At 41.1% G+C, this 13,185-nt stretch carries 10 protein-coding genes; 4 read left to right on the top strand and 6 right to left on the bottom strand.

Annotation, left to right across the window (positions count from 1 at the left end; translation table 11 throughout):
• Positions 1-22 precede the first annotated feature (22 nt).
• Positions 23-334 (top strand): EscU/YscU/HrcU family type III secretion system export apparatus switch protein, encoded by a 312-nt coding sequence (locus ACROAE_RS10740; RefSeq protein WP_432401585.1) that lies wholly within the window; start codon positions 23-25, stop codon positions 332-334.
• 31 nt (positions 335-365) lie between these two features.
• On the opposite strand, the gene ACROAE_RS10735 is transcribed toward ACROAE_RS10740, so the two are convergent.
• The gene (locus ACROAE_RS10735) at positions 366-704 is read right to left on the bottom strand and encodes a hypothetical protein (protein ID WP_432401583.1); all 339 of its coding nucleotides are present in this window, start codon (positions 702-704) and stop codon (positions 366-368) included.
• Between the two features lie 601 nt (positions 705-1,305).
• Between ACROAE_RS10735 and ACROAE_RS10730 the strand changes: the two genes are divergently transcribed.
• Entirely contained in the window at positions 1,306-2,271 is a 966-nt protein-coding gene (locus ACROAE_RS10730) for a DUF3187 family protein (protein WP_432401581.1), read from the top strand.
• A gap of 33 nt (positions 2,272-2,304) precedes the next feature.
• On the opposite strand, the gene ACROAE_RS10725 is transcribed toward ACROAE_RS10730, so the two are convergent.
• The 4 genes from ACROAE_RS10725 to ACROAE_RS10710 form a co-directional block, all read right to left on the bottom strand.
• Positions 2,305-3,264, bottom strand: coding sequence for a diguanylate cyclase (locus ACROAE_RS10725; RefSeq protein ID WP_432401579.1), 960 nt, complete (start codon positions 3,262-3,264; stop codon positions 2,305-2,307).
• Positions 3,265-3,267: 3 nt separating this feature from the next.
• Entirely contained in the window at positions 3,268-8,154 is a 4,887-nt protein-coding gene (locus ACROAE_RS10720; protein WP_432401577.1) for a PAS domain S-box protein, read from the bottom strand.
• 415 nt (positions 8,155-8,569) lie between these two features.
• The gene (locus tag ACROAE_RS10715; RefSeq protein WP_432401575.1) at positions 8,570-9,640 is read right to left on the bottom strand and encodes an L-dopachrome tautomerase-related protein; all 1,071 of its coding nucleotides are present in this window, start codon (positions 9,638-9,640) and stop codon (positions 8,570-8,572) included.
• Between the two features lie 11 nt (positions 9,641-9,651).
• On the bottom strand, positions 9,652-10,296 hold the full coding sequence (locus ACROAE_RS10710) for a peroxiredoxin-like family protein (protein ID WP_432401573.1): 645 nt from the start codon (positions 10,294-10,296) through the stop codon (positions 9,652-9,654).
• Between the two features lie 171 nt (positions 10,297-10,467).
• Between ACROAE_RS10710 and ACROAE_RS10705 the strand changes: the two genes are divergently transcribed.
• Complete coding sequence (locus ACROAE_RS10705) at positions 10,468-11,031, top strand: TetR/AcrR family transcriptional regulator (RefSeq protein ID WP_432401571.1); 564 nt, start codon at positions 10,468-10,470, stop codon at positions 11,029-11,031.
• Between the two features lie 70 nt (positions 11,032-11,101).
• Here ACROAE_RS10705 and ACROAE_RS10700 read toward each other — a convergent pair whose 3' ends face one another.
• Complete coding sequence (locus ACROAE_RS10700; RefSeq protein WP_432401569.1) at positions 11,102-11,776, bottom strand: TetR/AcrR family transcriptional regulator; 675 nt, start codon at positions 11,774-11,776, stop codon at positions 11,102-11,104.
• A gap of 109 nt (positions 11,777-11,885) precedes the next feature.
• Between ACROAE_RS10700 and ACROAE_RS10695 the strand changes: the two genes are divergently transcribed.
• Positions 11,886-13,058, top strand: a complete 1,173-nt coding sequence (locus ACROAE_RS10695; RefSeq protein WP_432401567.1) for a phytanoyl-CoA dioxygenase family protein — start codon at positions 11,886-11,888, stop codon at positions 13,056-13,058.
• The last annotated feature ends 127 nt before the right edge of the window (positions 13,059-13,185 follow it).

Here is a 13,185-nt window from a genome sequence, read left to right as displayed (position 1 = left end):
AAATGAAGTCAAGGGACTAAATATGAGTGACGAATCGAAAAAAATCCAACAAGCTGTCGCATTAAGTTTTGATGGCAAAAGTGCACCCAAAATTACCGCATCAGGTAAAGATCTCATTGCTGAAGAGATCATCGCGATTGCAAAAAATGCCGGTATTCATATCCATCAAGATCCGCACTTGAGTGAGTTTTTGCAATTACTAGAACTCGGAGAAGAAATCCCTAAAGAGTTATATTTGTTGATTGCTGAACTCATCGCATTTGTTTATATGCTCGATGGTAAATTTCCTGAGCAGTGGAATAATCTCCACCAAAAAATTGTTGCCCAAGCCTAATGGCCAACATGACGAAGGTATGAACATCGCGCTACAGCAAAAATTGATAGGCAAATTTTGAGATAATAAATACCCCACCTAACCCGAGCCCACCCAAGCACAACTCAGCTAATCGATCTTGGTCAAATTCCAGCCAATCGTTAAATGCGGCATAAAACCGTAATGAAATGCCGTACAACACAATGACAGCCAGTGAAAGAAAACTATACAAATAATGCTCAGGGTAAAAAAACGTTAATAGCGGAATAAACGCCAACAAAAAATCACCACCTTTATGAGTAAAGTTGGTTTTTGATTCAATGGCTATATCTAACAACATTTGCAGAGGGATCACGATAACGAGTAAGCCAAGTAACAGAAAAAAGTCCATGCTACCCCTTTAATCCATGACGCACTTTTATGAAGTGAGCCTGTGCATAAAGAGTCTGAAACTTATGAATAAAGGAACCACTAACAAAGGTATTTATTACAGAGTACTTTAGGAGATGGTCACTACAACCAAGTAGAAGTAGGCGCAACTGTGGTACAACATTTTTAAAGGCCACTAATATTTGGGCACAATAACTCAAGTATGACGCTGAATAATCCATTATAAATTCCATTTAAACTTGTCTGTCCATTACAAATTTATGCATCTTATTTACAGACTAAATTTGTTTTCAAACAATTACCTTATACCGTGCTATTAAATAATAATCAACATGTTACGTGAAAATTATCCATTATCATACTTTTATCGTGCCATCAAAGCATACCGCAATACATCACATATTTACCTTAACAATGTGTCTCAATATAATTGTTTTGCATATTATGTTCACTTTTTGTTGTTTAAATTTATATTGCACGCAATCATAATGCCGGCCTTGGCAGTATCAAACGTCATTTATAACAATAAGCCATTCCATTTAATCTGCAAGTCGCTAGCAAACGGTGATGAGCTACGCGAATAACATGAGAACGCTATGCTGATGAAAAAGAATCTATTGTTCACTTTATTAGGACTAACATATTTACCTGCTGTTCAAGCTCAAATGGTCGATTTTGACGATTACGGTCCGCTAAGAGTGTATGCCCAATCACCAATGCAATCGATCAATCACACACCACTACTTCGCTCAGGTTTTTCATTACCTCAAGGACAGCGCGAATGGTATATCACAGCCAATATCGCGAGCATGTGGTCTGAATCAGATGTACTGTTAGCCGATTATTATCAAAATGCTGTTACTGGTGGCATAAAGTGGCAAATGTCAGATGCATTAATGTTAGATATCAATTATCGATGGGGATTTAGCGCTGATAACCATTTAGATTCACTCACAATGTGGTTCCATGACGCGTTTGGGTTTGATCAAAATGGCAGACAAGATCAAGCCAAACATCAAAACCAAATTCAATCAGAAAAATATGGTATTCACGTTGATGACTTAAGCGGTGAAACGCTTGAAAATGCCTTAACAGCATACTTAGGTTACCAGCTCATACAAACTGAGCGCCATGGATTATCTGTAGGTGCTAGCCTGTATTTAAAATCTGTCGATAGCGGCCCATTTGCTGAAGATTCATTTGCGCAAAGCATTCAAATAAACTACAGCTACAAAAATGGCCAACATCATGTGAACTCAAGTTTTGGTGTCAGCTTTATTGAAGACTCGGAGTCGATATCATCTAATCATTATGACTCTCGTTTCACCACGTTTGGGATCGGTTATGAATATCGTAGCGGACGCCATGGTTGGTTAGCCGAAATACACCGATATGAAGGCTTGGTTAGCTGGGATGAAAACTTCTCAGATGCGTCTAATGAAGCCTTACTAGGCTACCGTTATTACTTAAACACCAGTGCAATAGAATTCACTCTGGTTGAAAACTTTGAAAATATGGATAACAGTGTAGATATTGCTTACACGCTAGGATATCGTCATAAATTTTAATCAACAGGGCAAAATATTGCCCTGTAATATTCGCTAAACAGTAATTAACTCTTCTGTCGTCACTTGCGCGCCTAGCACTCTATTTCTGCCGCGCTCTTTGGCTAAATAAAGCTGTTTGTCAGCAGCTTCAATTAATACCTTTTCGGGAATATCTCTTGTAGGCACTATGGTTGATACACCTGCACTGACGGTAACAAAATGAGAGACAGCAGAGGTTTCATGCGCAATTTTAAGCGAAATAATACTATCGACTATTTGCTGAGCCACATAAGTGCCCCCGATTAAATCGGTATTGGGTAAAATACAAATAAACTCTTCACCGCCAAAACGCGCGACTAAATCGTAAGGGCGATTAACGGTATCTTGAATTTTCTGGGCAACCTGTCGTAAACAAGCATCCCCCTCAGTGTGTCCATAGGTGTCATTAAATAGCTTAAAGAAATCGATATCTAATAAAATGATCGTCAATGGTTGTTGCTCACGGCAACCTTGCAGCCAACTCACAGGTAACACCTGCTCAAATTTACGTCTGTTTGCCACACCGGTTAAGCCATCTAGCAGCGCAATAGAACGAAGTAAGTCTGATTGTGACTTTAACATGAGTTGATTCTTCACCCGTGCTTTCGTGATAACCGGGTTAATGGGCTTATGAATAAAATCGACAGCCCCTAAATTAAAACCTTTAACTTCTTTCTCTTCATCAAAATGTCCGCTGATAAAAATAACCGCAATGTCTTGTGTAACGGGATCATTTTTAAGGTGTGCGCAAACATCAAATCCATTCAATATTGGCATTTCAATGTCTAACAACACCATATCAGGATTGACTTTTTTACACATATCAATCGCTTGATGTCCATCTCTGGCCATATAAATATCGTAATCATTTTGCAGTAACTGGTGCAATATTTTAATGTTGACGACTTGGTCATCAACGATCAGTATTTTGCCTTTTACTGGAGCTGCACCAGAAATATACTCATCTATGAACACGCATCACTCCTTAATTATCGATGTTAGGGTATCGATAGCATCCAAAAACTCGAGCTGACTGACCTGAGACTTCAATCTTAACCACTCTTTATCTGTCGCTATATTATCTGATAATTGCTCAAGATAGCTAATAGCATCTAAATTTTGCTCAACTAATAATGCCATTAACTTATCCATTTTGACTGACGATATACTGGTTATCGGCAATAATTGCGTTTTATCCAGCTCATTTGCTGTTAGCGCCACCGTTTCATCAGGAAATAAAGTGTCGAGCACATGTAAACTGTCGTTAATTTGCCCTTGGATCTGACTCAAATAAACATCCGGATCTATTTTAACGTTATGTTTTATGTTTTGTTCAAGCAATGCAGCAAAAGCGGCTAAACGCTTTGCACCAATATTACTGGCTGTACCTTTAATGGTATGAGCAATTATGCTTATTTTATCGGTGTCTTGTTGTGTAAACGCCTGGGTTAATGCTGAGAGTTGTTCTGACATTTCTACAGCAAAGTGATGTTTTACATCGATAAAAAATGCTAACTCACCACCAAAGCGCCTTAATATCGACTCAGGGTCTTCAATAATCACATCATCGTCGTTAGTGGATTCATCAGGTAACTCAACAAATGCATTTATATCATTTACACCGCCCAATGAAGGTGCGCTTTGACCTAACAATCCCAACATACAAGGCAGTAAACGCGTCATGTCTATCGGCTTGCCAATATGTTCATTCATCCCAGCATCAAGACATAACGCCTTGTCCGCCAACGAAGCGTTGGCGGTCATCGCTAAAATCATCAAATCATTAAATCGACCATCAGCACGGATTAAACGCGTTGCCTCTAAACCATCCATATCCGGCATTTGCATGTCCATAATAACAATATCAAATGTGTTGCTAGATTGGGTAACCCACTCCACACCTTCAACACCGCCTTCGGCTAATGTAACAACTGCACCTTGTAATCTAAGTAACTCATCAATAACTTGACGATTTAATTGATTATCTTCAACCACCAGCACTCTAATGCCTTGCAAGGCTAAGTGGGTTACTTTTTTCGTTTCTAACGGTATTTCTTCACCGCTAATAGCCTGATGTACCGCCTCAAGCATTAAGTTAGCCGTAATCGGTTTGGTTAACATATTCACAAAAGGTTGTTGCTCATACTGCTTGGTTTGCTTCATCACCTCAGAACCGTAAGCCGTTAACATAATAATGGCTGGTGCAGCGCCTTCTGGAAACATTAATTGAATATGCTGTGCGGTTTCTAGGCCATCCATGTCAGGCATGCGCCAATCCATAATAATCACGTCATAGTGGTTGGTGGCATGTAAACTTTGTTCAATAAGATTAATAGCCTGTTTACTGTTACTTGCTTCGTTAACATAAGCACCATGAGCCATCAGCGTTTTTGATAAAATTTTACGACTCATTTTACTGTCATCAACAATAAGAATATTTTTACCTTGTAAATCAATATCCAAATAAGTATTTTTCATCTCGACTACAGTAAAAGACAAATCAAAGCCAAAACGACTGCCGTGACCTAACTCACTGGTTAAGGTTAATTCGCCACCCATTAACTCCACTAAACGTTTAGTGATAGCAAGCCCTAACCCAGTGCCACCAAATCGCCTTGAGGTAGAGGACTCCGCTTGCACAAAACCTTGGAATATTTTATCAGCCTGTTCTTTGCTGATCCCGATGCCGCTGTCTGATACTGAAATGGTCAGTTTCACTTCATCCTGGTTAAGCTGATGACAATGCACCCCAACAATCACATGTCCCTGTGAGGTAAACTTAATCGCATTACCAGCAAGATTGAGTAAAACTTGCCTTAAGCGCTGCTCATCACCTTCGATAAGATAAGGAAGGTTTGGATCGAGGTCGAAAATCACTTCTATACTTTTGCTGTGAACATTGGTCGCCAACATCACCGCAAGTTCACGCATCAAGGTTTCCATTTGAAATGGATGTAAATCAAGCTCAAGCTTACCTGCATCAATTTTTGAGAAATCCAAGATGTCATTGAGTAACCCCAATAAAGATTTAGCCGCTATTTCTGCTTTGGTCACATAATCGAGTTGCTGGCGAGTCATATCAGAATGTTGTACTAACTGGAGCATCCCCAATACTGCATTCATCGGGGTGCGGATCTCATGACTCATATTGGCTAAAAATGCCGACTTAGCTGCACTCGCGGAATCCGCAGCCTGTTTAGCTAAACGTAATGTTTGCTCTAGTTCTCGTTGCTCAGTGATATCCCGATTAATACCCACAACACGGACCGCTTTGCCTATTTTATCGTAACTAATTTGCGCACCAGCATGAATATAACGCACCTGGTTTGCACGATTGATGATCCTAAACGTCGGTTCATAAGTCGAATGGTTTTCAATGGCCTCCTGTAATGCTTGTTCAGCCATATTAAGATCATCAGGATGAATGCGCTGTTGCCAATGTCGATAATTAAGGCCTTTTTCTTTTATCTCAATCGGGTAGTCGTACATCACAAACATACGATCGTTCCATTGCAATTCATCCGTTAATAAATCAAAGTCCCATATACCCAGCTCTGCAACCTCGGCGGCTTTGGCTAATTGATTACTGGCAGACACTAACGCTTCCTGCTGTTTCAACATGGTATCGATATTAACGGCAACCCCAAGATAACCTACAAGCTCACCAGACTCATCACGCATTGCGGTAACAGATAATGACACCTGGCATTGAGTGTAATCTTTACGGACATAGGTCCAAATACGCGTCTCGGGACCAAAGTTTCTGGGCTTGTAAACCATCACATCAAATGCACTGATCTCTTCGCCAAATTCCTCGGTTAACTCTTTACCGCGCGCCCTAACTTCGGCAGGTACATGCATAATTGCCGGGCTCATTTTGCCGACAATTTCACTCGCACTATAACCCAGCAACAATTCAGCACCACGATTAAACATGGTAATTATGCCATCGCTATCAGTTGAAATAATGGCAATTTCAGAAGCTGCAGCAAGCACATTGGTCAATAATGAGGTCAGTTTAAGGTTTTCAAGTTGAGTATGCTTACGCTCGGTAATATCAATTCGCAGAGCAACACAGCGTTCTAACTCACCATGACTATCCATAATGGGAGTAATGACGGTATCAAACCATTTCTCATCACCTTGCTTATCATGGTTACACACTTCACCATGCCAGCTTTTACCATTAATAATGGTTTCCCACATGTCTTTCCAAAATGCTTCATCATGTTGATTCGATTTTAAAATAGAATGTTTTTGGCCTACCATTTGCGCACGCGTATAGCCAGAAGCAATACAAAAGTTGTCGTTAACCGCTAATATCACGCCATTTTTATCTGTTTCAGAATATAAGAGCTGTTGGTTAATATTATCGAGTAAGGTTTTATTTTCAGAAAGGGCTTGCTGCAAAGCTTGTGTACGCTCAGTGACTTTTAGCTCAAGGCTAGCATTCAAACTTAAAATTTGTTTTTCTGCGTTTTGTTGCGCAGTAATATCTCGAATGGTTTGACTCACCCCAGTAATCACACCGGACTCATTGTAAATGGCTAATGAGGTCATTGTGGTTGTGAGTAACTCATTATCTTTACGCTTGTGATGACCAATAAAGTTCAATAATGGTTTACCGTTTAACACGTGATCAAAATGTGTATTTTCCTGGCTTTGCCCTTCGTCGGCAACAATAAAACCATGCTCTTTATACCCAACAACCTCACGATTGGTGTAGCCAAAAGTAAGTTCCGCACCTTGATTCCACCCTGTGACAACACCGTCGCAATCGTAACTAATGATGGCATCTTGTGAGTGCTCTAAAATGTTGGCGCGTCGTTCATTATCGGCTAAGACCAGTTGCCTTCTGCCTAAGGCATAACTATAAAAGGCAACAAAAGACGCCAACAATAAACTCAAAATAAAGCCATAAATAAATGCAATATTCGGCGATGTTAAATGCAATCTACTGACAAAGTTAGGGTAAGCAACTAATGATATTTGCCAATGACGACCAAAAACTTCACGTTCGACGGTAACAATATGCTCAGTTAACTGACTTGAGTCATCGACATGGGTTTCATAAAAAGGCACAACATTGGCATCATCGGTAATGTCTTTGACCAATAACTTAGTATTTAGTCGCGATAGCGATAAATCGTCAAACACTTCATTGGCCACCAGCGGCGCATAACTCCAACCAAAAGCTTGCTGCTCCCTTAACGCTGGTGTGTCAGGGGTTCCACCTGTACGATAAATCGGCATTAAAATTAAAAATGCCTGTAACGGACTCCCCGTAGCCTGTACTAATGTTATTGGCCCGGTTAATCTCACCTCTCCAGTTAACATCGCATCTAAAGCCGCTTTTTTACGATTTGCTTCAGAGGCGATATCTAATCCGACAGCGGAAAAGTTACGCGCTACAGGCTCAATATATTGGATGATATAGCGCTCACCATTGTGAGTACTGAGCTGCCTAACACCGAAGGTGGGCCAATCATCTAATTGCGCTGCGGTAATAAAATTGGTTTCTTCAGCAACACTCACGCGCCGAATAAACCCGAAACCTCTAGCGCCAGGAAACTCCTCATCGATATCGCGCGTCAAATTGTATTTCTGAAACCCTTGCCGATTAATGCTCTCTTCACCTGCGGTAAAAATAATGCCGCGCGCACTGCGTAAGCCATACTGATATAGCTGAATACGGTCAGTAATGTTATTGGCGACCTGCTCTGTGACGGCCTTAAGTTCATTAACAATGATGTTATTATTTTGATTTTTAACACTTAACATCGCGCCCACACTCATGACTATGCCAAAAGCGAAGACTCCGACACCCAATTTAAGCGCGTTTTTATAATTAGCAAATCTGGTCATGTTTATGCGTTTCAAGTTAAGGGAGTTTAACTGTGGACGATAACCTTCTTTTTTACAAGCTACACATTGAAAAACATAGTATTTTCACAAATTAAAGGCCGTTGCGCTACAATGACTACGTTGGTGACACTGCACTTGGGATTACTCAAAGGTATATTGTTAATCGTACTGCACAAAGGTGAGTTACAACCGTAGCTGAACCCCTTAATCGTAAAAAAAGAAATTGAAATAGAGTGCGGCAATCAAATTTAAGTCCGTAAAATCGTGCAGCCAGTCATCTTTATTGACATCAAACACATCATCCAAAATCTACACAAGCATCAACAACGTTGAGCTTTTAGTATTGAACAGTCATGCAATATCGCTCGCACAAAAAAGGCTACCCCAAGGTAGCCTTTTTGTTATCTGTTCATCATTATCGGCCTACGGTTGTCTCGGCCAGGGCGTCAAATTGGATAATGTAATAACGCCCATCGCTCCTATCTTGTTGGTTATTCACCGCTGGCGATAAGTGTAACTTATTCACCGCAACCAGAATTTTGCCATCTGCCGTGGTGGCAAAACCATCTGCCCAACTGAACTTATCGGCGTCTTGATGCAAAATATGGTATTGGCGATCCGTATCAATATAGCCCACTGCATTGTGGGTCATGTCAGTCACATAAATATTGCCGCTATTGTCTATGGTGATACCATCACTGATAGGCTTATTGGCATAAAATTCGACTTTGCTGCGCAACATATTGGCCGAAATTTTAGCGTCTAATAAATATTGAGTGTGAACTCGATACAGCTTCTCACCGCTCAACGCGCCAAAATAAACCCACTCATTGTTAATGTCTAACGTAATCGAATCGATACCAATACGAATAGGCTGACCGCCAATCGATAATGTTTTGCCATCAATCACGGCATCAATATCTTCTGGACGAGTATAAATGCTGCTGTCTAAGACTCTGCGGGCCTGACCAGTGGTTAAATTAACCACAAGTAAACCGGCGTTATCGCCACCAGCAGGATCGCTGATGTAAACAGCTTCATGATCGCGGTCGACCGCTAAGTCATTCAAAAATGAATTGACCGGCAATACTGCGGCCGATAACTCAATGGTTTTATACAGTTGGTTATTTAACGTGTCCCAACCGATTAAATGCCCTGCTCTGTCATGACCAGTAGCCGTTTCAAGCATCCATAAAATACCCTGTTCATCAATCACAACGCCGAGCACAGGGTTAAGTTTTTGATTAAATTCACGACTTGGATAATCCATTATCGTACCGTCTTGCTTAAGCTCTACAATTCGCGCATCCACACCGTAAAAGTGATGATTACTCATAAAGACACGGCCTGTTGCAGACACAGCTACATTACCTGGAGGGTGTTGTTTATCGAGCTCACGAAAAACAGAATAATCAGCTGCAAATGTTGTACTACTCAATAGCGTCAATGCGGTAAACATTGATACCAATACCCATTTAATCGACATGAATATAAACCTTATAGTGTCTTCAGCGTTGCAATAATGTCTTGTGGATCCATGCGATAAGTATAATCAGCATTCACAAATGCATCGGCAATGATACCGTCTTTCGTTACCACAAACGTCGCCGCTAATGGGAAGTCAAATTGGCCAGAACCATTATGTTTTTCAACTTCCACACCAAATTTAGCGTACAAAGCACGGATTTCATCGGGTAATGAAAATACAACCCCAAGTGCTCGCGCATAATCGGCATTGATATCAGACAAGACTTCAAATTTAAGTTCATTTTTTTCAGTTGTCGATAATGAAATATCGGGTAATTCAGGGGTTATCGCGACAAACGTGGCCCCCAGCTGTGCAAACGTGTCCAAATGCTGCTGATATGCACGTAACGCTAAATTACAATAAGGACACCAACCACCACGATAAAACGTAACCACTAATGGCCCATTGGCGAGCAAATCCCCCAAATTACGAATTTGGCCTAATTGATTAGGTAACTCAAAATGCGTTAATACATCACCGATTTTCGGCGCTTTTTCAATTACACCTGATAATTGCAGTTTTTGTGTCGCATCCGACATAATCGCCATTAACTCAGGAGGAATTTTAACGGCACTGGCTTCGCGTTGTTGATCGAGTTGGGTAGATAAAGACATTGTTACGCTCACTTCTAACTTGAATATACATTCAAAATAACGATTATTGCTAAGATAAGCAAGCTTTTTTGAACAATCATTCAAGTGGTGTTATTATTCTAAACAAGCCTTATGGATAACTCATTCAATCAGGCTATTTTAACTATGCAGTAGGATTGAGGAATAAGCGCTATGGCGAAGAAACATTATCAACGCGAAGACGTATTAGATAAGGTTATTACTTTATTTTGGCAACAAGGCTATGCCGCATCAAGTGTCCAACAGATCACCAAAGCGACGGGATTGAAGCCGGGCAGTATTTACCATGAGTTTGAAAGTAAAGAGAAGCTGTTTCAGGAAGCGTTAGCTCGCTATGCCGCGTCTTCAATTGCTTCCATTCACCAAAAAATAGCCAATGCCTCTAACGTCAATGAAGGTATCAAGCAAATATTGACTGATTTAATAGAACAGTCAAAAGCCTGTGATTATTGCGGCTGTTTTTTGATCAAAACACAACTTGAGTTGGCTTCACAAGGTAATACCTTGTACCAATTTGCATCAGCGCAATTAGCCAGCATAGAAAAAATTTATGTCGATTACCTCAGTCGCGTTTATAGCGACCAACTGGCTAAAACGTATGCAGCACAACTGATGACGGTCATTTTTGGTATTCGTATATACGGTTACCAGGCAGATTCGGCCAATACCATCACCCAAACATTCAACGCGCTGCTACCCTGGTTAAATGAGCACTAATCCGATAAGTGCGATAAATGCTCATTATCACCTTATCAACAGAGCTTTCAGGTCAAAAACGGCTTGAAAGCTAAAGCTGTGTATCTGTAAGTGATTTAATGACCTCATAAAGCCGCTCTTGAAATGACGGTGTCGCATCTGCGGCCAGCGTGATAAAAGCACCAATCAACACCTGGACACGATATTCAGCCAAACTAATATAACCATTTACCCAATCATGTCTGGCCAAACGTTGGCAACCAAACAGCTGTTTAGCCAACCAGGCTACGTCAACCTGTCCCTTTAAAAAACCATTGTTTTGGGCATCGACACACACTTGTGTAGCAATCGCTAACGATTTATTAAAGATGCCGTTAGGTAATTCATGATCAAAAAACTGAGTGCGTTCACCTGCAACAAATGCTGCTTTATAAAAGGCTTCATTGGCCGCAAAAAGATCTAACAAACTGTCAATAAACGCTTCGGTAGCCACAATAGGATCGTGAATATTAGGCTGCGCTAAAGCGACTTCAACCTTAGCCACCATCTCAACAACAAGCTGTTCAAAAATATCGCTTTTTTTACCCAATAAGTTATGAACAGTAGGAATACTCAACTGCGCCTTAGACGCCAACTCATTGATGGTAAAGGCTTCAAAACCATTATTCGAAATAAGCTCTCTGGCGATAGAGAGTAACCTCTCTTTTCTTAACGCTTTATTGGCTTGGCGAGTGGCATTGCCACGGGCATTACTTATCTGTGTCATGGGAATGAGCCTAAAATAAAACTTGACCACAGATTTTATTGTGCGTTAAATTTTACTTACAATAAAAACTGCAGAATAAAAACTGTAAAATAAAAACAAGGCCCTCATTATGAACCAAGATATAACTAAATCAATCAACGCATGTGCCGCGCACTATGGCGAACACGCTGAACAAATGAAATCCTACCTGCTTAATGGTCAAGCCCAGGCTTATAAAATGAATAACCGCGGCCCGATTAAGTTTGATGAAAACGGCGCCCTTGCCAAAGATATCCTTGCTGAATATCAACAATGTGGGTTTTACATATTTGAAAATGTACTCAGTGAAGCCGAGCTTGATGATGTTAAAGCTGATTTAGCCCAAATGCGCAGCACATTTTCAGCCGCGCCCTATGGTAAAACAACCGCTGACGGTAAGCCTGCGCTCGGTGCAGACAATATTGCGCCAAGTTTAATCTGGTCTAAATCGTTAGGCGATCCTCTCGGTGGCACCGCTATTGCAAATGGCCGTCACCAGGTAAAACTATTTGAACCAACAGCCGCTAAAGATTCGCCAGAATATGCGCCATTTGTATTACTCGGCTCGCTGCAATTTTCAGAAGCGTGTTTACGAATTTACGGCCACCCACAATTATTACGTGTGGCCGAGTGTATCAATGGCGCCGATTTTGCGCCTTTTCATGAATGCTTATTTATTAAAGATCCGGGTGTAGGCGCCGCAGTATCCTGGCATCAAGACGGTGATACGCATTGGAACAGCCAGCATTTTGATGACGGGATTCATGGATTTAACTTTATGGCTCAAGTGTATGGCAGCACAGCTGTAAATGGCGTTTGGGTATTACCTGGCAGCCATAAAACCGGCAAAATCGACATCAAAAATCTTATCGAAGCATCAGGAAGCGAGCGTATTGAAGGGCTGGTACCTTTACTATGTGGCCCAGGCGATGTGGTCATTTGCAACAGACAACTGCTACATGGATCATTTGCCAATACCGGCTTTGAGCCACGCGTCACTGTCAATTTTGGATTTCATCGTCGCTCATCAGTGCTCGGCGTCATGGGGGCAGGCATGCACAGTGAAGCGCAAGAATACACAGAAGCACTTATCGATGAACGCTCTAAAGTGATTGGTTACGCTATTGATGCCCGTCAGCAAAAATACCCAGACGAAACCCCTTATCAATATCAACCATTTATCGATAAAGGTGTGCAATACACCTGGGATCAACACGCTAAAAAAGACATTAAAGATTACAACCTACGCGATCTCAGTATATAACTATTAAGCGACAATTACGGTGGCCGGTCTAGCGACAATTATCTTGGCCGGTTGATCTGATAAGGTTCGGTACAGCAGAACGGAGGAGTTCACTGTGCCGGGAACACGAATCACTGATCAGCAGGTC

The organism is Shewanella sp. MF05960 (genome assembly GCF_050849305.1).
Classification (GTDB): domain Bacteria; phylum Pseudomonadota; class Gammaproteobacteria; order Enterobacterales; family Shewanellaceae; genus Shewanella.
The sequence above is the reverse complement of the archived record's forward strand: the minus strand, read 5'-3'. Positions and strand labels throughout refer to the sequence as shown.